At 71.3% G+C, this 18,646-nt stretch carries 15 protein-coding genes; 9 read left to right on the plus strand and 6 right to left on the minus strand.

Going from position 1 to position 18,646, the window contains the following annotated elements; genetic code table 11:
- The first annotated feature begins 782 nt into the window (after positions 1-782).
- On the plus strand, positions 783-1,865 hold the full coding sequence (locus ACGFIV_RS22785) for a GRAS family protein (protein ID WP_358557066.1): 1,083 nt from the start codon (positions 783-785) through the stop codon (positions 1,863-1,865).
- 1 nt (position 1,866) lies between these two features.
- On the opposite strand, the gene ACGFIV_RS22790 is transcribed toward ACGFIV_RS22785, so the two are convergent.
- From ACGFIV_RS22790 to ACGFIV_RS22805, 4 genes are read right to left on the minus strand one after another with little or no spacing between them, the layout of a single operon-like run.
- Positions 1,867-2,283: a hotdog domain-containing protein gene (locus tag ACGFIV_RS22790; RefSeq protein WP_358557069.1), complete on the minus strand. Its 417-nt coding sequence runs from the start codon at positions 2,281-2,283 to the stop codon at positions 1,867-1,869.
- Positions 2,276-3,061 carry an OAM dimerization domain-containing protein gene (locus tag ACGFIV_RS22795; protein ID WP_392837477.1) on the minus strand — a complete coding sequence of 262 codons (786 nt, stop codon included), beginning with the start codon at positions 3,059-3,061 and terminating at the stop codon, positions 2,276-2,278. The genes ACGFIV_RS22790 and ACGFIV_RS22795 overlap by 8 nt, the downstream gene beginning before the upstream one ends.
- Positions 3,058-4,605, minus strand: coding sequence for a lysine 5,6-aminomutase subunit alpha (locus tag ACGFIV_RS22800; protein ID WP_392837479.1), 1,548 nt, complete (start codon positions 4,603-4,605; stop codon positions 3,058-3,060). The genes ACGFIV_RS22795 and ACGFIV_RS22800 overlap by 4 nt, the downstream gene beginning before the upstream one ends.
- The gene (locus ACGFIV_RS22805; RefSeq protein ID WP_358557077.1) at positions 4,602-5,675 is read right to left on the minus strand and encodes an L-erythro-3,5-diaminohexanoate dehydrogenase; all 1,074 of its coding nucleotides are present in this window, start codon (positions 5,673-5,675) and stop codon (positions 4,602-4,604) included. Before ACGFIV_RS22805 ends, ACGFIV_RS22800 begins: the two co-directional genes overlap by 4 nt.
- A gap of 187 nt (positions 5,676-5,862) precedes the next feature.
- Between ACGFIV_RS22805 and ACGFIV_RS22810 the strand changes: the two genes are divergently transcribed.
- Complete coding sequence (locus ACGFIV_RS22810; protein ID WP_358557079.1) at positions 5,863-6,684, plus strand: 3-keto-5-aminohexanoate cleavage protein; 822 nt, start codon at positions 5,863-5,865, stop codon at positions 6,682-6,684.
- Positions 6,685-6,750: 66 nt separating this feature from the next.
- Here ACGFIV_RS22810 and ACGFIV_RS22815 read toward each other — a convergent pair whose 3' ends face one another.
- Positions 6,751-8,790: a S9 family peptidase gene (locus tag ACGFIV_RS22815; protein WP_392837482.1), complete on the minus strand. Its 2,040-nt coding sequence runs from the start codon at positions 8,788-8,790 to the stop codon at positions 6,751-6,753.
- Positions 8,791-9,018: 228 nt separating this feature from the next.
- Between ACGFIV_RS22815 and ACGFIV_RS22820 the strand changes: the two genes are divergently transcribed.
- The 7 genes from ACGFIV_RS22820 to ACGFIV_RS22850 are packed head-to-tail and all read left to right on the plus strand — an operon-like array spanning position 9,019 to position 17,216.
- On the plus strand, positions 9,019-10,893 hold the full coding sequence (locus ACGFIV_RS22820) for an ABC transporter substrate-binding protein (RefSeq protein ID WP_392837484.1): 1,875 nt from the start codon (positions 9,019-9,021) through the stop codon (positions 10,891-10,893).
- 2 nt (positions 10,894-10,895) lie between these two features.
- Positions 10,896-11,885, plus strand: coding sequence for an ABC transporter permease (locus tag ACGFIV_RS22825; protein WP_358559369.1), 990 nt, complete (start codon positions 10,896-10,898; stop codon positions 11,883-11,885).
- Positions 11,886-11,919: 34 nt separating this feature from the next.
- Positions 11,920-12,813: an ABC transporter permease gene (locus ACGFIV_RS22830; RefSeq protein ID WP_358559367.1), complete on the plus strand. Its 894-nt coding sequence runs from the start codon at positions 11,920-11,922 to the stop codon at positions 12,811-12,813.
- Positions 12,810-13,799 carry an ABC transporter ATP-binding protein gene (locus ACGFIV_RS22835; protein ID WP_392837487.1) on the plus strand — a complete coding sequence of 330 codons (990 nt, stop codon included), beginning with the start codon at positions 12,810-12,812 and terminating at the stop codon, positions 13,797-13,799. Before ACGFIV_RS22830 ends, ACGFIV_RS22835 begins: the two co-directional genes overlap by 4 nt.
- A gap of 37 nt (positions 13,800-13,836) precedes the next feature.
- The gene (locus ACGFIV_RS22840) at positions 13,837-14,805 is read left to right on the plus strand and encodes an ABC transporter ATP-binding protein (protein WP_358559363.1); all 969 of its coding nucleotides are present in this window, start codon (positions 13,837-13,839) and stop codon (positions 14,803-14,805) included.
- Entirely contained in the window at positions 14,806-16,125 is a 1,320-nt protein-coding gene (locus ACGFIV_RS22845; RefSeq protein WP_358559362.1) for a M20/M25/M40 family metallo-hydrolase, read from the plus strand.
- Complete coding sequence (locus tag ACGFIV_RS22850) at positions 16,122-17,216, plus strand: hypothetical protein (RefSeq protein WP_358559360.1); 1,095 nt, start codon at positions 16,122-16,124, stop codon at positions 17,214-17,216. The genes ACGFIV_RS22845 and ACGFIV_RS22850 overlap by 4 nt, the downstream gene beginning before the upstream one ends.
- On the opposite strand, the gene ACGFIV_RS22855 is transcribed toward ACGFIV_RS22850, so the two are convergent.
- On the minus strand, positions 17,179-18,646 hold a 1,468-nt coding region (locus ACGFIV_RS22855), incomplete at its 5' end, for a CocE/NonD family hydrolase C-terminal non-catalytic domain-containing protein (protein ID WP_392837491.1). The genes ACGFIV_RS22850 and ACGFIV_RS22855 overlap by 38 nt on opposite strands.

Genomic DNA, 18,646 nt, shown 5'->3' on the forward strand with positions numbered 1-18,646 from the left:
TCGACGTCCGTCATCATAGACGGGCGACATGTGACACTGTCAAGATGGGTTCACGGCATCCCGGATTCCGGTCCTCCCCAGGCGGCCGGAATCACCGGGGAACGCGGATTTCCATCCCGCCTGCCAGCGGTGGACGCCGTCCCTGCGATCGGTGCGTGGCCCTCGAACCGCCCGATCGCGCCCCGGTTCTTCCGAGGCGGTGACGACGGCGGCCCGGCCCCCGAATCCCTTCCCGCGACGCACCTGACGGAATGACCCGATCCGGCCCCGTGGCGACCGCCCGGCATCTGGTGAGCGGTCATGGCCGTCTGTCAATGCGGCCTTCGCGCGTCGGCCCAGAGGGCGAACTCCCGGCTCGGACACCGGCACCGACCGGTGCGCCCAATCGGCCCCTTAAGCCGATACCAAGCGCGGACAAGTGAATTCTAAGCGTGCTATCACACCATGGATCTGGCGAAGAAAGATGCTTTCCCGGCGCGGGATATTCGCCCGGGTCCTGCGTCGCGATTTCGCGGAAAAAAGTGATCGGGAGAAGCGGGAGGTAGCCGGCACGGAATGGTGCGCAGCGATTCCCGTCCGAAATCGAGAATCAATCCGGCCATTCCCAGGACCGTCGTCCGAGCCCTCGGACGACGGGATTCACCGAACGTGCCCGGTCTCGAACGTGCCTGGCACCGCGGCGGACGTGGACCGCCGCGAGGCCCCCTTTCAGAGCACGGCGGGAAGACCCTGCGGCTCACACCACCGGGTAACCGTCACGAGCAGAAACAAAGAGGACCAACGTGAGTGCCCATGAGTTCGACATGCTTTGCCGCGCCGTGGAGGACATGGACGCGGATCGAGCCGACAGCGCCCAGCGCCGGCTCGACAAGCTTCGCGGCCTGATCGACCCCGAGAGGATGGGCGATGACTTCCTCTACCTGCTCTACCACGACGCCTTGGCCCGCAGGCTCGGAACTTGCCAGGACGAACGCGACAATCTGTACCTACGCCGTTTCGAGCGACCGCAGATCGAGTTGTTCGACCTGATGGCGGAACACCTGCCGGTGCTGACTCTGGCCGGTCGCATCGGCGGCGCGCTGCTCGCCGGTCACCTCGCGGGACGGGACACGGCCACCCTGCTGTCGGTGGGCATCGGCTCGGGAGCCCAGGAGGCGGCGGTGCTCACCGCGCTCGCGAAGCGCGGCCAGGCACCCGGGCGGCTGACGGTGATCGGGGTGGACCCCGCGGTGGCCAGCCTCCACCAGGCCGAACGATCCATCCGCGACACCGGTGTCACGCTGGACTTCCATGCCGTGCCCCGCTTCGCCGAGCACATGACCGACGAGGACTGGGACCTGGTGCGCCGGGCGCCACGCCCGCTGGTCATGAACGCCGCGTTCGCGCTGCACCACCTGCGGGACACCGCGTCCGGCGTCGACGAGCGGAACGTGTTCCTGGCGAAACTGCGCGCCGCGGAGCCGGACGTCGTCGTGCTGTGCGAGCCGGACTCCGATCATCACCGGGTGGCGCTGACCGAGCGGTTCCACAACTCCTGGCGGCACTTCCACGCCGTCTTCCGCCTGATAGACGCGCTGGACGTGTCGGACGCCGACCGCAACGCGATGAAGCTGTTCTTCCGGCGCGAGGTGATCGACATCGTGGGCACCACGGACGACGAGGACCGCTACGAACGTCACGAGCGGGCCGAGACATGGCTCGCCCGGCTGCGCGAGGCCGGTTTCCGGCCGATGCCCGCGCCCGCGGAGTCGGTGTCGGAACCGATCCCTCCCGCCTTCATCCGCCAGGACCCGGACAGCGTCCGCATCGGGTTCGACGACGAGCCGATCCTGGCCGTCATCCAGGCGGTGCCGGCGCGCATGTAGGTCAGGTGCCGGGCGGCGGGACCACGACCGTTCCCGTGGCGGTGACCGCGGTGATCGGCACGGCGAGGACCTCGGCGGCCGAGGGTGAGACGGAGGGCGTCGCCCGGCACACCACCCGTGCCTCGAAGGCGAGGGCTCGGCTACGGTTGCCGACGCGCGTCATGGTCGCCGAGACCTCGATGACGTCCCCCGCGTGGATCGGCGCGAGGAACCGCACGTCCGCGTACGAGGCGAAAAGGCCCTCGTCGCCGTCGGTACGGATGCACATCTCGGTGGCCACGTCGCCGAACAGGCCGAGCGCGTACGCCCCGTCGACCAGGTTTCCGCCGTAGTGGGCGTGGGAGTACGGGACGTACCGCCGATGGGTGACGGTGAGCCCGAGGAAGTCTCCTGCCGTGCCGCCGGGCGTGTCACTCATCGGGCTCCCATTCGGGGATCAGGGCGTGGACGATGTAGCCGGCGACCTCGGCGGGGGTGGTGCCCTTGCCGAAGATGCGGTCGACGCCGAGGTCGGCGGGGCTCACGGTGTCGAAGCGGGGGCCGCCGACCACCAGGAGCGGGCGGCCGAGTCCCCCGCCGACGGCCGTCGGGTACGCGTCGGTGAAGGCTCCGGCCATCTGCTTGGTGTTGTGGACGTGGGCGCCCTTCTGGGTCACGACCTGGGAGACGAGCACGGCGTCCGCGTTGACCGCCTTGGCGTGCGCGACGAGGGCGTCGACCTCGACTTGTGCTCCGAGGTTGTGCACCTCGATCTCCCGGTAGTACTCAAGCCCCTTCTCCCCGGCGAACCCCTTGACGTTGAGGATGGCGTCGATGCCGACGGTGTGGGCGTCCGTGCCGATGCAGGCGCCGACGACCACGAGCCTGCGCCGGAGCACCGTCTTGATGGCGAGGTTGACCTGGGCCGGGGTCAGGAGCGGGTATTCCCGGCCTTCCGGGACGTCGATACCCGCGTAGTCGATGAGGTGCCCGACCCGGCCGTAGACGATGAAGAAGGTGAAGTCGGGTCCCATCGCCTTGGCGTGCACGACGCTGGCGGGGTCCAGTCCCATTCCTCTCGCGAGTTGCGCCGCCGCCGCCTCGGCACGAGGACCGTGCGGCACCGGCAGGGTGAAGGACACCTGGACCAAGCCGTCACCCGTGGTGTCGCCATAGGGCCGGATGACCTGTTTGATCGTCTCCAGATCCGTCGTCACGCGTCGTCCTCAGAGGTTTCCAGGAGGTGGGTGGCGGGGTTGTAGTAGGTGCCGGACCGCCGGACCACGCCTTCCAGGCCCTTGCCCCGGTCCGGGGGGCGGCGGGTCACGCCGAAGGTGCCCTGGGCTATGGCGGTGAGGAGGGATGTGTCGCAGACGCGGTCGAGGAGGTCGACGGTTTCCGAGAGGACCTGGCGGGCCCGTTCGACGGTGAAGCCGCCGGGGGCCGGGACGAAGTCCTCGTGCAGGGCGCCGACGGCCCGCCGCACGTAGCGGACGTTCTCCAGGGCGAGGTCGCGGTCGGACAGCCAGGGCGTGTGGATGCCCTCGGTCATCATGCCGATGAGCAGGATGGACTGCCCGGTCAGGACCCCGGCGAGGTTGAAGAAGGCGTCCAGCAGGTAACCGGCGAAGATGTTGCCGGTCATGTGCTTGGTGGGCGGCATGTACTTCAGCGGCGCGTCGGGGAACAGCTCCCGTACGAGCAGCGCGTGCGCCAGCTCCAGCCTGAACGAATCCGGAATTTCCGGGTTTATCTCGAAAGCGTGGCCCAGACCGAGCTGCCCGTCCGCCAGCCCCGCCTCGTGCCCGAACCGCTCGTTGAGAAGCTGGGACGCGACGACCGTGTGCGCCGCGTCCACCGCGTCGGCCGTGGTGAGGTAGTTGTCCTCGCCGGTGTTGATGACGATGCCCGCGCGGGCGTGGACCTGACGGGAGAACCGCTGGTCCACGAAGGTGCGGATCGGGTTGATGTCACGGAAGATGATCCCGTACATGCAGTCGTTGAGCATCATGTCGAGCCGTTCGAGCCCCGCCAGCGTCGCGATCTCCGGCATGCACAGGCCGCTCGCGTAGTTCGTCAGCCGCACGTACCGGCCCAGCTCGGCCGACACCTCGTCCAGCGCGGCGCGCATCAGGCGGAAGTTCTCCTGGGTGGCGTACGTCCCGGCGTACCCCTGCCGGGTCGCGCCCTCGGGCACGTAGTCCAGCAGCGACTGGCCGGTTGACCTGATCACGGCGATGACGTCGGCGCCCTCGCGCGCCGCCGCCTGGGCCTGTGGGATGTCCTCGTAGATGTCGCCGGTCGCGACGATCAGATAGATCCAGGGCATCTCCGGGTCACCGTGCTTGGCGAGGAGCCGCTGCCGCTCCGCCCGGTTGTGGTCGATGGTGGCGATCCCGCGAGCGACCGCCGCCCGCGCCCGTGTGCGCGCCCGTACGGCTCGCTCTCCGTCCGGGACGGTGAACCTGGCGGCGAGCAGGGACAGCGGGTCGTCGAGCGAGAGGCCGTGCTCGTTCAGCGCGTGGAAGACGGGGAGGGCGACACCGTTTTCCAGCCCGGCCTGCTCGCGCACGGCGTCGGTGATCCGGTTGACCCAGGGAGTGCCGTCGGCGTCGGCGCCGGTGACCCCGGCGAGCCGGAGCACCGCCCGCTCGACCGAGACGGTGGTGTGGGTGCGCGCCAGCTCGATGACCGGCTCGGCCGCGCGGGCCGCCAGCGCCCTGGCCTTCGCGATGACGGCAGGGTCGAGTCCGAGCTTCACGCTTCCTCCAGCCGGTGTTCGAACAGCCTCCTGACACCGGGTTCGGTGCGCAGGAGGTCGAGTGCCAGGGCGGCGTGGCCGGGGACGTACCCGTTGCCGACGAGCATGGTGACGTCGGCCGCCAGCCCCTCCGCCCCGAGGGCGGCGGCGCTGAAGGAGGTGGCCATGGAGAAGAAGACCACCGTGCCGCCGTCGCCGGTGGCGAGGATCGCCCCGCCCTCGCACCCCGGCACGTCCACGCAGACGACCGTCACGTCCGCCGGTCCTCCGGCCCCCCGTACGGCCTCGGAGAGCGCGACGGGGTCGCGGGCGTCGGCGACCACGACGGCGTCCGCCAGCCCGGACTCCTCCAGCAGCGCGGCCTCGGCCGCGTGGGGGACGACCCCGATCAAGCGGGCCGCCCCGGCTCCGCGGGCCGCCGCGAGCGACAGCGAACCGCTCTTGCCCGCCGCGCCGACGACGGCGACCACCGGGCCGGGACGACTCCCGTCACCGTTATGCGGGTGGAGGCGTGAGACGTGCTCACGCACCACGCGGGCGGTGAGTGCCGGTGCGCCGCACACGTCCATGACGGCCAGCGCGAGCGGGACCGGCAGGTCGGCGGGGAGCACGGCGGCGATCGAGCGGGCGAACAGGATCGCGTGGCCCTCGGCGGGCACCTGCTCGGACAGGCCGTCCCAGCCGGCCAGCCGGTCGGTGACCACGAGCGGGGTGAGCGTGAGGGAGACCAGGGTGGCGACCCGGTCACCCGGCTTGAGGCCGAGCGGGGACTCGGGGGTGACCTCGTCCACGACGCCGACCAGCATGCCCCCCGACCCGGTCACCGGGTTGTGCATCTTGCCCCGGTCGCCGATGATCTCGCAGACCTCGGTCCTGACGGCGTCGCCGTCGCCGTCGTGCTTGGAGGAGAGCTGCCGGTAGGAGGCGGCGTCGAGGTTCAGCCGTTCGACGCGGACACGGACCTCGCCGGGGCGCACGTCAGGGGAGGCGTCGAGGCGCAGAGCGGCCTGGGGCAGCACGCCTCGCGGCTCAAGCACGCGGTGCAGGCCGACGGGGGAGATATCGGTCATGGAGCTTGCGCGGCGCTGAGGCCAGTGGAAGGAGCGCGGTCGACGGCGAACGCGGACGCGGTCCAGCCGCCCTCTTCACGGAAAGACAACTCTCGCATCGTTCACCGTCCTCACGAATCTCGTTCCTGACTGGTCACTCAGGCGAACATCTTGTATCAAGCACCCCCGTCCAGGCAATATCTCGGCCATGACAACCTCGACGCTCATCACGGTCGCCCCCACCGGAGCCGAGACGAGCAAGGACGCCGCGCCCGCCCTCCCGGTGACGCTGGAGGAGCTGGTGGCGGCCGCGAAGGCATGCGAGGACGCCGGGGCGGCCGTGGTCCACGTGCACATCCGCGACGACGACGCCCGTCCGACGCTCGACCTGACCCGGCTGAAGGACACGGTGGCCGAGCTGCGCGCCGCGACCTCGCTGGTGATCCAGCTCTCCACCGGCGGCGCGGTGACCGACTCCTACGCCGACCGGCTCAGGGTGCTGGACGCCGGTCCGGACGCGTGCTCGCTGACCTGCGGCACCGTCAACTTCGGCGACGAGGTGTTCCTCAACCCGTGGCCGTTCATGGCCGAGCTGTACCAGGCGACGCAGAGCCTCGGGATCGTCCCGGAGTTCGAGCTGTTCGACCTCGGCCACATCGTCTCGCTGCACCGCCTGCTCGACCGGTACGGCCCGCCCCACGGCGGTCGCGTGCACTGTGACCTGGTCATGGGGGTTCCCGGAGGGTTCGGCGGCGACCTCGCGACGATGGCCGCGGCCGTACGGGCGCTGCCGGAGGGGGCCACCTGGTCGGCGACCGGCGTCGGGCGCGCGTCACTGCCGGTGCTGTTCGGCGCGCTCGCCGGCGGCGGCCACCTGCGCGTCGGCATGGAGGACACGCTGACCTACGCCAAGGGCCGCCCCGTGCGCGACAACGCCGAGCTGGTCGAGCGGGCCGCGCGGGCGGCGTCGCTCGCCCAGCGTCCCCCGATGCCGATCGCGCGGGCCCGCGCCTTCCTCGGCATCGGCTGAAGCCTCAAAGGAGGCACCAGAGACACCGTGGCCGGGAAGAACGGCCGTACGGCCGTAACCCAAGGCTCAGACCGTGCGTGCCGGGCCGAAGGCGTCCAGGATGAACGCGAAGATCTCGGCCTCGTAGGCGAGGTGGGCGTAGCGGCCGGTGGGGCCGCTGTGGGCGCCCTCGTCGACCTCGACGCGGAGCAGGACGGGCGAGTCGCCGGTGGCGCGCAGCTTGGCGACCCACTTGGCCGGCTCGTGGACCAGCACCCGCGGGTCGTGCACGGCTCCGGTCGCCAGCAACGGCGGGCGCTTCCCCTCGGGGACGTTGTCGTACGGCGAGTAGGCCAGCAGCCAGTCGAAGTCCTCCCGGCGTCGCGGGTCGCCCCATTCCTCCCATTCGTTCACCGTCAGCGGGATCGAGTCGTCCAGCATGGTCGTGACGACGTCCACGAAAGGCACCTCGGCGACGACCGCCGCCCAGCGGTCCGGGCGCAGCGTGTACACGGCCGCCTGCAGGAGCCCCCCGGCCGACCTTCCGCGCGTGGCGATGCGGGAGACCCGGCCGTCGGCGAGCCAGTCGGCGACGTCGATGTAGTCGTGGAAACTGTTGATCTTGTTGCCGTAGCGCCCCTGGAACCACCAGTCGCGGCCCATCTGCCCGCCGCCGCGGATGTGCGCCTCGGCGAACACCACGCCCTCGTCGAGCAGCACGGAAAGGGCGGTCTCGAAGGCGGGATCGTCCGTCGCCTCGTAGGCGCCGTACCCGTGGAGCAGGCACGGGGCCGAGCCGTCCAGCGGCACGCCGGCCCGGCGGGCGATCGTGACAGGGATCGGGACGCCGTCTCGGGCCGGGACCCAGTGCAGCTCGCTGACGTACGCCGACGGGTCGTACCCGGGGATCTCGGCGGTCTTGACCAGCGTGCGCTCGCCGGTGTCCAGGTCGAGCGAGTGCCAGCGCGTCGGCTCGGTGTACGAGCCGGTCTCGATGGTGATCGACCGGGTGTCGTACACCTCGTTGCGCACGTGCGCGATGCGGCCCGCGGGCAGCTCGGAGCGCACCTCGTACGGCTCGCCGCCGTCGAGCGGGATGATCCGGAGCAGCGGTTCCCCGCCCCTGCGCAGGCTGAGCACGATGTGGCGGGCGAAGCAGTCGGCCGCGTGGACGCGCTCCGCCGGGTCGGGCTCGCCCAGCGCGGTCCACTCTCCGAGCCGTCCGGGCGTGGCGAGGGAGGCGGTGACCGTACGGAACTCGGGGTGCCCGTCGTCGGTCACGATGACCAGGCGGCCCGAGGTGGCGTCGTGGTCGACACGGTACTCGCGGCCGGGACGGCGGCCGGCGACCGAGCGCGGCCCGGCGTCCTCGACCAGCCAGACCTCGGTGGTGTCGCGGCTGGCGGCCGTGACGGTGATCAGCTCGCCGGACCGCGTGGCCCGTACGGTGAGCTCGAAGCGCCGGTCGTCCTCGCGGATCACCGGCGCGTCGCCGGTCCCGCCGTCCCCGGAAGCGGCGCCGAGGACGTGGCGGCGCACCTCGTAGGGGCGGTAGACCGCGTCCACGACCGTGTAGAAGAACTCCCGGGAGTCGGCCGACCAGGCGCCGGTGTAGTACGTGCCGGGCACCCGGCCGGGGAGGTCCTCGCCGGTGGTCAGGTCGCGGAAGCGCAGCTCGTAGACCTCGTCCCCGGTGGTGTCGACCGAGTAGGCCAGGTAGCGGTCACACGGGCTGACCTCGCACACCCCGAGCTCGACGTAGCCGGTGGCCGCCGCGAGGGCGTCGAGATCAAGTACGGAAACCGCAGCTTCGCCTGATTTATCATCCTTTTTACGGCAGAGCTCGCCGAATTCTCTTCCGGAATCCGTGCGGTTGTAGTAGACAAATGCCCCACGGTGCCAACTGACTGAAGACTCAGTCTCGGGCGTCCGTACAGCCATTTTGCTGACGAGCTCCTGTTGGAGGTGGGCGGTATGTGCCATCTGGGCCTCATAGTGCCGCCGCTCTGCGACCAGGTGCCCGCGCACCGCGTCCGCGTCCCGCATCCATTCGTAGTCATCGGTCCGGTCGACGCCGTGCAGAGAGTGGATCGCGGGCCTGCGGGGAGCGGTGGGAGGTGCTGTCATGGCTGGACGCTAACACTCCGACTGAGCAGTCGGTCAAGAGTGCCCTGAGCCCCGGCCAGAGCCTCCCCGCCCCGGCCCCGCCGCCGGAACAGACCTCGCCCGCCTCCGGCGCCGCCCGGACCGAACCTTCCTCCCGCCCCGAACGCACCGTCCCGAACGCAGCGCCCCGAACGCACCGTCCCGAGTACCCGACCTCACACCCCGAATATCGCGCCCCCGGAGGACGATATGCCGATATTTCCCTGCGCACGCGTGTCCCGGGTGGTCCTCGCCCTCGCCACCGGGCTGATCACCGGGAGCAGCCTGGCAGCGCCCGCGCACGCCGCGCCGCCGTACGCCGCTCCCCCGAGCCCCGCCGCGTCGCAGGGCAAGAAGGTCTTCACCATCGGCATCCTGTCCGACGTGGACTCGGTGAACCCCTTCACCGGCATCGTCGTCGAGGCCTACGAGGTCTGGGGGCTCATGTACGACCCCCTCATCGGCTACAGCCCGAAGGACTTCACCCCGACCCCGGTGCTCGCCGAGTCGTGGACCGAGGCGCCGGACAAGAAGAGCTGGACGTACAAGATCCGCTCAGGGGTGAAGTGGACGGACGGACAGCCTCTCACCGCGAGGGACGCCGCCTACACCTTCAACCGGATCATCAACGGTGACTACGAGAAGACCAACTACGGCAACTACGTCACCAACATCACCAAGGCCGAGGCCCCGGACGACACCACGCTGGTGCTGCACGTCAAGCGGCCCACGCCGATCATGACCCGCCTCGCCGTGCCGATCCTGCCCGAGCACATCTGGAAGGACATCGACGCCAAGAAGGTGAAGTCCTACAGCAACGAGCCGTCGGGCTCCCCCATCGTCGGCTCAGGACCGTTCACGCTGGTGGAGCGGAAGAAGGGCCAGTACATCCGGATGGCCGCCAACCCCGGCTACTGGCGCGGCGCACCCAAGATCGACGAGGTCGTCTACCGGGTCTTCACCAACGCCGACGCCGAGGCGCAGGCGCTGACCCGAGGCGAGATCGACTACGCCTTCGACCTGGAGGCCAACGTCTTCAAGTCACTGAAGAACCGGCCGGGCATCACCACCCGCGCCTCGAAGTACAGCGGCTTCAACGAGATCGCGTTCAACACCGGCGCGGCGCTCGCCGACGGCACGCCGATCGGCGACGGCAGCCCCGCGCTGAAGGACAAGAACGTCCGCCTGGCCATCTCCTACGCGCTGGACCGCAAGACGCTGGTCAACCGGGTGCTCGACGGCAACGGCGAGCCCGCCACCTCGGTGGTCCCCCCGATCTACGCGAACCTGCACTACGACCCGCCCGCCAAGCAGGGCTTCGACCAGTCCAGGTCCAACGAGCTCCTCGACGCCGCCGGGTACGCCAAGGGATCGGACGGCATCCGCGAGAAGGACGGCAAGAAGCTGTCGCTGCGCCTGTTCACCCGGCAGGAGTCGCAGGAGTCGCAGAACACCGGCGAGTTCGTCAAGGGCTGGCTGAAGGACGTGGGCATCGACGTCAAGGTCAAGGTGGTGTCGGAGGACGCGCTGACCGAGATCATCGGCCGTGGCGAGTTCGACATGTTCGAGTGGGGATGGGTGGTCGAGCCGGACCCCGACTACCAGCTCTCGGTGTTCACCTGCGGCAAGCGGAGCTACAAGGACGGCAACGCGGTCTACGCCGACCTTTCGGACTCCTTCTACTGCGACCCGGCGTACGACAAGCTGTACGACGCGCAGTCGGGTGAGATCGACGCGGCCAAGCGGACCGAGATCGTCAAGCGGATGCAGCAGATGGTCTACGACGACGCCCCCTACGCCCTGACGTACTACTACGACGACAACGTCGCCTACCGCAGCGACCGCTGGACCGGGTTCGTGCCCCAGCCCGACCCCGACGGCTCGATCCTGTTCCAGTACGGCACCTACTCCTACCTGAACATCCAGCCCGTCGCCGCCGCGGCCCAGAAGGGCGGGGCGTCCTCGGGCGGGTCCGGCCCCGGCTTGTTCGCCGGAATCGGCGCCGCGGTGGTCCTGCTCGGCGGCGGCGCCGTGCTCCTGGTCTCCCGCAGGCGCCGGGCCGCCGGCGCGGACGAGCGGGAGTAGGCATGGCGGTCACGACCGTCCCGGACACCGCCACGCGTGCCCGGCCCCGTCTCCTCACCGGCACGAGCGGGTACGTCGTCCGCAAGGTGAGCTGGTCGCTCGGGACGCTGTTCTTCGTCCTGGTGTTCAACTTCTTCCTGTTCCGGCTGCTGCCCGGCGACCCGGTGGGCCTGTACAACCGCGGCCGCAACATGCCCGCGGGCCAGATGGCCAAGCTGCGGGCGCAGCTCAACCAGCCGATCGGCACGCAGTTCCTGGATTACCTCGCCAACCCCTTCGCCGGCACCATCAACTCGACCCGGTTCAACCGCCCGGTCTGGGAGGTCATCGGCGAGCGGATCTGGCCGACGGTGCTGCTGGTCGGCACCGCCATCCTCATCGCGTCGGTGGCCGGCGTCTGGATCGGGATCCGCAGCGGGTGGCGCAGGGGAAGCGGCTTCGACCGGGGCGCCACCTCGATCACGCTGGTCCTCTACGCCATGCCGGAGTTCTGGCTCGGCATGATGTTCCTGATCGCGTTCCCGTTCTTCCCGAGCGGCGGCATCGCGACCCCGGAGGGCGGCGGGATGCTCGACGTCGCCTGGCACATGGTGCTGCCCGTGGCCTCGCTGACGCTGGTCTACCTGGCCGAATACTCCACGATCATGCGGGCCTCGCTCCTCGACGAGCTGGGCCAGGACTACCTGCAACTGGCCAGGGCCAAGGGGCTCAGGGACGACCTCGTACGGCGCCGCCACGCGGTGCCGAACGCGCTGCTCCCGACGATGACGCTCATCCTGATGAACCTGGGCTTCGTGATCGGCGGCGCCATCACCGTCGAGACGGTGTTCTCCTGGCCCGGCCTCGGCCTGCTGTCGTACGAGGCGCTCCGCGGCCCGGACATCCCCCTGCTCCAGGCCGTCTTCCTGCTCTTCTCGATCGGGGTGGTCGTCTTCATGCTCATCGCTGACCTGCTGTACGCGATCATCGACCCCCGGGTGAGTAACTCATGACGCCGTTCTGCGGGCCTTGCCGGGGAGGCCGCTCATGACCTCCGGCACCGCCATCGTCAGGGCGCGCCGCAGGGCGACCCTCGCCCGGTTCTGGCGCGACTACCGCTCCCACCGGACCGGCCTCGCCGGGCTGGCGATCCTCGGCGTCTTCGCCCTGGTCGCGATCTTCGCGCCGCTGCTGGCCGATCCCTCGGGGCTCGACATCACCAGGGCGACGGCCCCGGGCCACATGGCGCCGTCCCTCGGCTACCCGCTGGGCACCGACGAGAACGGCCGCTCGGTCCTGACCCTGCTGATCCACGGCACCCGCATGTCGCTGCTCGTGGGCCTGGCCGCCACCGTGATCGCGATGGTCATCGGCACCGCGATCGGCGTCATGGCCGGGTTCTACTCGGGCCGGCTGCGGTCGATCCTGAACGCGGTGTCCGACTGGTTCCTGGTCATCCCGTTCCTGCCGCTCGCCATCGTGATGGCCACGATCCTGGGCGCGTCCCTGCTCAACATCATCATCGTGATCGGGGTGACGTCCTGGCCGGGTACGGCCCGGCTGGTCTCCGCGCAGACGCTGTCGGTGCGCGAGCGGCCGTACATGGAAAGGGCCAGGGCCCTCGGGGCGAGCGACTGGCACCAGATGACCCGGCACGTGCTGCCGAACGTCATGCCCCTGGTCATGGCGCACGTCGTGCTGACCGTGTCGATCGCGATCCTGTCGGAGACCACGCTGTCCTTCCTCGGGCTCGGCGACCCGACCCGGCCGTCCTGGGGCTACATCCTCGACCACGCCTTCTCCACCGGGGCCATGACCAACAACGAGTGGTGGTTCGTCATGCCGCCGGGCATCTGCGTCGTGCTGGTGGTGCTGGCCTTCACCCTCATCGGCCGCACGCTGGAGGCCGTGCTCAACCCCCGTCTCAAGGAGACGAGATGACACCGGAAACGGCACTGCTGGAGCTCAGGGACCTGACCGTCACCTACGCGGGGGACGTGCCGGCCGTACGGGGCGTGGACCTCTCGGTCGCGCCGGGAGAGGTGCTCGGCGTGGCGGGCGAGTCGGGCTGCGGCAAGTCGACGATCACGAACGCCGTGCTGCGGCTGCTCCCCCGGTCGGCCAAGGTCGGCGGGCAGGTGCTGCTCGACGGCGAGGACGTGTACGGCATGTCGTTCGGGCGGCTCCGGGCCGTCAGGTGGGCGGAGGCCTCGATCGTCTTCCAGGGGGCCCTGCACTCGCTCAACGCGGTGCAGCGCATCGGCAGGCAGATCGCCGAGCCGATCCTGCTGCACTCCAAGGTGACGAGGAAGGAGGCAGACCGGCGGGTCGGCGAGCTGCTGGAGCAGGTGGGGCTGCCCGCCAGGCGGGCCAGGGACTACCCGCACCAGCTGTCGGGCGGCCAGCGGCAGCGGGTGATGGTGGCGCTCGCGCTGGCCTGCGGGCCGCGCCTGCTCATCGCCGACGAGCCGACCACGGCGCTCGACGTCATGGTCCAGGCCCAGGTGCTCGCCCTGCTGTCGTCGCTGGTCAGGGACCTGGGGCTGTCGATGGTCCTGATCTCTCATGACTTGTCGGTGCTCGGGTCCACCTGCGACCGGGTGGCCGTCATGTACGCGGGGCGCGTGGTCGAGCAGGGCCCGGCCACGGCGGTCTTCGACGACCCCCGCCATCCCTACAGCGCCGCGCTCGCCGGGGCCTTCCCGAGGATCGGCGACGAGCGGTTCCGGTACAGCCCGCGCGGGCTGCCCGGCGACCCGCCCTTCCCCGGCGACCTGCCGGGCGGGTGCGAGTTCCATCCGCGCTGCCCGGTCGCGCTGGACAAGTGCGCCTCCACGGAGGCCGTCCTCGCCGAGCTGGGCGACGGCCGCACCTCCGCCTGCCTGCGCGCCACCGAACCCGACCTGGACCTCAGAGGAGCGCAGTGAGCGACACCCCTCCCCTCCGGCTGTTGCGAGGTGCCCGATGAGCGAGCCCTCGCGGGACGCCGGCGTCGCGCTCGCCGCTCACGGGCTGCACGTCCGCTTCGGCGCGGCCCGCGCCGTGGACGGCGTGGAGCTGGAGATCGGCTCGGGCGAGATCGTCGCCCTGGTCGGCGAGTCCGGCTGCGGCAAGACCACGCTCGCCCGCAGTCTGCTCGGCCTGGTCCGCCCCGCCGAGGGTTCCGTGCGTCACGGCGCTCAGCCGCTGAGCTACGCCAAGGGCGCGCTGAAGGAGTTCCGGCGGCACGTCCAGCTCGTCCTGCAGGACCCGACGGGATCGCTGAACCCCCGGCACACGGTGTACGAGGCCGTGGCCGAGGGCCTGCGCATCCACGGGATCTCCGGCGACGAGGAGACCCGGGTCGCCGAGGCGCTGTCGAAGGCCGGGCTCCGCCCCCCGGAGCGGTTCTTCCTGCGCTACCCGCACGAGCTGTCCGGCGGGCAGCGCCAGCGCGTGGTGATCGCGGGCGCGCTGGTGCTGGAGCCTGACGTGCTGGTCGCCGACGAGCCGGTGTCCTCCCTGGACGCCTCGGTGCGCGGCGAGATCCTCGCGCTGCTGCTCAAACTGCGCGCCGAGCTCGGGCTGTCCGTGCTGGTCGTCACCCACGACCTCGGCCTGGCCTGGAACATCTCCGACCGCGTGGCGGTGATGTACCTCGGCAGGATCGTGGAGACCGGCCCGGCCGCCGAGGTGCTGCTCGCGCCACGGCACCCGTACACCAGGGCCCTGCTGTCGGTCGTGCCGGAGATCAACAAGCTGGAGCCCGTGGTCCTGGTGGGCGAGACGCCCGATCCGTCCCGCATCCCGGCGGGCTGCCGCTTCCGTCCTCGCTGCCCGGCCTACGCCGCCGGGCTTCCCAAGGAGGTGGCCGCGCGCTGCGAGACCGAGCCGCCGGCCGTACTCCCCGCCGACCGCGGCCACCACGCCGCCTGCCACCTCACGGAGGCCTGATTGACCACCCCAGCCACCTCCGCGCCCGGAGTCGGGCAGATCCTCTCCGACCTGATCCGCCTGGACACCACCAACGAGGGCGACAACCGGGGACGCGGCGAGCGCGGAGCGGCCGAGTACGTCGCCGGGCTCCTGGCGGGTGCCGGGATCGAGGCGCGGATCCTGGAGTCGGCGCCCGGCCGGGCCAACGTCGTCGCCCGCGTCCCCGGCGCGGACCCCGCGCGCGACCCGTTCCTCGTCCACGGCCACCTCGACGTCGTACCGGCGGACGCCACCGACTGGGCCGTCCACCCCTTCTCCGGTGAGATCGTGGACGGCGTCGTGTGGGGCCGGGGCGCGGTCGACATGAAGGGCACGTGCTCCATGACGCTGGCCCTGGTCCGGTCGTGGGCCGACGCGGGCGTCCGGCCCTGCCGGGACATCGTGCTGGCGTTCACCGCGGACGAGGAGGCCACCGGCGAGTACGGCTCGTACTTCCTCGCCAGGAAGCACGCCGCGCTGTTCGAGGGCTGCCGGGAGGCGATCAGCGAGGACGGCGGCTACACCGTGCACCACGCGGGCCGGCGCGTCTACCCGGTGGCGGTCGGCGAGCAGGGCATGGCCTGGATGCGGCTGACCGCGCGCGGCGTGGCCGGGCACGGCTCGCTGCCGCCGGCCGACAACGCGGTGGCCGAGCTGTGCCACGCCATGTCGCGCCTGGCGTCCTACCGCTGGCCGGTGCGGCTCACACCTGGCGTGCGGGGCATGCTCGACGCCCTCGCCTCCGCCCTCGGCGAGACCATCGACCACGACCGGCTGGACGCCGAGGCCGACCGGCTCGGCGCGGTGGGCGACCTGTTCAGGCCTGTGCTGCGCAACTCCGCCAACCCGACCATGCTGAACGCGGGATACAAGGTCAACGTGATCCCCGGGTCCGCCGAGGCCCAGGTGGACGGCCGGTTCCTGCCCGGCTTCCGTGACGAGTTCCTGGAGACCGTCGACCGGCTGCTCGGCCCCAAGGTCACCCGGGAGTTCGTCTGCTTCGAGGACGCCCCGGCGGCCGACCCCGGCGGCCCGACGTTCGACGCGCTGTGCTCCTCACTGGTCGCCGAGGACCCCGGCGCCGTCCCGGTGCCGTACGTCATGAGCGGCGGCACCGACGCGAAGGCGTTCCACGAGCTCGGCGTCGTCTCCTACGGCTTCGCCCCTCTCGCGCTGCCACCCGATCTCGACTACTTCGGCATGTTCCACGGCATCGACGAGCGCGTGCCCGTGTCCGCCCTGGAATTCGGCGTCCGCGTCCTCGACCGCTTCTTCCGGCCGTCCGGAGCCGCGGAGTGATCACCGCGGTCTGGTCGCCCGCGTGCCTGGAGCACGTGCCGGGAGCCGAGATCTGGATCGGGGTGCGGACTCCCGGCACCGAGGTGCCCGAGCGCGCGACGTCGATCGGCGCCGCCCTGGCGGAGGCCGGGGCCGAGCTGGTGGAGGCGGTGCCCCACGACGACGACGCGCTCCGGGCCGTCCACGATCCGGCGATGATCGACCACCTGCGCGACGTCTGGGAGCAGTGGGCCGAGGCCGGGTACCCGCGCGACCCGGGCCAGGATCGCGTGGTGCCGTACGTCTTCCCGACCTCGGCGATGCTCGCCGGGATGCCCTCGCGTACCCCTGCCGCCGTGCACGCCCGCGCCGGGCTGTGGTGCTACGACACCATGACCCTCGTCGGCCCCGGCACGTGGCCCGCCGCGCGGGCGGCGGTGGACGCGGCGCTGACCGCGGCGGACCTGGTCGCCACCGGGACGGCGCGGGCGGTGTACGCGCTGTGCCGGCCTCCGGGGCACCACGCCGCGCCCGCCGGGTACGGCGGATCGTGCTACCTCAACAACGCCGCCGTGGCCGCCCAGGCACTGCGCGGCCACGGGTTCGCGCGGGTCGCGGTCATCGACGTGGACGCGCACCACGGCAACGGCACCCAGGCCGTCTTCTGGGAACGGCCCGACGTCTTCTACGGGTCGGTCCACGTCGATCCGGGGGCGGGGTGGTTCCCCCACTACCTCGGCTTCGCGGACGAGACGGGCACGGGCGCGGGCCTGGGCACGACCGTGAACGTCCCGCTGGCCCCCGGGTCGGGCGACGAGGCCTGGCTAGCCGGGGTCGAACGGCTGTGCGCGGCGGTCGCGGCGTACGGGGCGGAGGCGGTCGTGGTCTCGCTGGGGGTGGACGCGGCGGCCGACGACCCAGAGAGCCCGCTTCGGGTCAGCGCGTCCGGCTACCACCGGACGGGATACCTGGTCAGCAGGCTCGGCCTTCCCATGGTGGCCGTCCAGGAGGGCGGCTACCACCTCCCCACCCTCGGCCCCCTGGTCGTCCAGACCCTCACCGGCCTCACCGGCCTCAACGGTCGAGGTGGCGGGTCCAGCGACGGGTCATGAGCTTGGTGCCGTTCTCGGTGGCGGTCACCTCGACGGTCACCGTCAGGCGATTGCCCTCGGTGGCGACCTTGAGCCGGCTTTCGGCGGTGACCGCGGGGCCGTCGGCCCACGAGATGTGGAAACGGCTCTGCGCCGACACCGTCTGGCGGCGGGTCCGGTGGTCCAGGGTGACCTCGCCTTCGTACCTGTCGGCGTAGGTCCCGCCGCCCAGGGGCTCGGCGGCGGATCCGTAGCCGGTCCTGCACCGGGTGACGCGCTGGAGCACGTCGTGGTCGATGGTCCACACCACGTCGGTCGCGTCGGGGACCGGGGCTTCGGTGCGGCGCAGTCCCGAGGCCGGTTCGCCCAAGGGCCCCTCTGCCAGCGGCAGCAGGAGGGCGCTGCCGGCCAGATCCACCGCCACCGGCACGGGCTCGGGCGAGGCCATCACATTGGGCCATTCGGAGGTGGCGAGCGCGAGCCTGAGCCGGTGCCCTGGCACCACACGATGCGCCACGACGTCCAGCTCCACCTCGACCTCGACCTCCACCACCGCTCCTGACTCCTCGCGCTCCACCACCGCTCCTGACTCCTCGCACTCCACCACCGCTCCTGACTCCTCGCACTCCACCACCGCTCCTGACTCCTCGGATTCGGCCACGGACCCGGCCTGCGCCGGCGAACCCGCCTCGGACCCGACCTTGGCCGGGGAATCGGCCTCGGAATCGCTCTGGGGTTCTGAGACGCCGGGGAGGCGGAGGATCGCCCGGCTGATCAGTTCGGAGGCGCCGTCGGGGGCCACGTCGCAGAGTCGTACGGCCAGGGTGCCGCCCGCGCCCGTACGGACGCTCGCGCGCAGCCGGGGATGGCCGACGATCGTCAGCCCCTCGGCGGGGCTCTCCCACTCGACGGTCACGGAGCGGGCGTCGTCGGATCTCTGGTCCAGCGCCTGGCCCCACGGCAGAGAGCCCGCGCAGTTGTTCCAGACGGCGATGCCGATGTCCGGGTCGGTGGGAAGGTCCCTCCACGCGGCGCCTTTCCGGGTCGTGAGGGGCCAGGGGCGTTCGGGGAGGGCCGGCCATCCTGGCAGGGCGCGGAACTCTCCGTTCACCGTGGCGCGGTCGGGGGCGGGCGGGGTGGACGAGCGGACGAAGACGACGGCCGAGCGGCCGGGCGCCGCGTCGCGGTCCCCTCGCAGCCAGCGGTCCCACCAGCGGACCATCTCGGGAAGCAGCTCGATGCCCGGCCCCGGGAGCGCGTGGTCCGGTGACGCGTGCGACCACGGCCCGGCGATGACCCGGTACGGCACGCCGCCGCGTTCCAGCGAGGCGCTGAGACGCGGCACCACGTTGGCGTAGCCGTCCGCCCACCCGGCGACCAGCATCGTCGGCACGGCGATCCGGTCGTGACCGTGCCCCGGCGAGCCCCGGCCGGGCGATTCCTGCCCGAGC

Source organism: Sphaerisporangium sp. NPDC049003 (assembly GCF_043197795.1).
Classification (GTDB): domain Bacteria; phylum Actinomycetota; class Actinomycetes; order Streptosporangiales; family Streptosporangiaceae; genus Sphaerisporangium.

Bases quoted from the DNA above. Each gene is read 5' to 3' on its own strand.
- ACGFIV_RS22830 (WP_358559367.1), top strand. From the start codon at position 11,920: ATGACCTCCGGCACCGCCATCGTCAGGGCGCGCCGCAGGGCGACCCTC.
- ACGFIV_RS22820 (WP_392837484.1), top strand. From the start codon at position 9,019: ATGCCGATATTTCCCTGCGCACGCGTGTCCCGGGTGGTCCTCGCCCTC.
- ACGFIV_RS22815 (WP_392837482.1), bottom strand. From the start codon at position 8,790: ATGACAGCACCTCCCACCGCTCCCCGCAGGCCCGCGATCCACTCTCTG.
- ACGFIV_RS22825 (WP_358559369.1), top strand. From the start codon at position 10,896: ATGGCGGTCACGACCGTCCCGGACACCGCCACGCGTGCCCGGCCCCGT.
- ACGFIV_RS22790 (WP_358557069.1), bottom strand. From the start codon at position 2,283: ATGAGTGACACGCCCGGCGGCACGGCAGGAGACTTCCTCGGGCTCACC.
- ACGFIV_RS22835 (WP_392837487.1), top strand. From the start codon at position 12,810: ATGACACCGGAAACGGCACTGCTGGAGCTCAGGGACCTGACCGTCACC.
- ACGFIV_RS22840 (WP_358559363.1), top strand. From the start codon at position 13,837: ATGAGCGAGCCCTCGCGGGACGCCGGCGTCGCGCTCGCCGCTCACGGG.
- ACGFIV_RS22805 (WP_358557077.1), bottom strand. From the start codon at position 5,675: ATGACCGATATCTCCCCCGTCGGCCTGCACCGCGTGCTTGAGCCGCGA.
- ACGFIV_RS22810 (WP_358557079.1), top strand. From the start codon at position 5,863: ATGACAACCTCGACGCTCATCACGGTCGCCCCCACCGGAGCCGAGACG.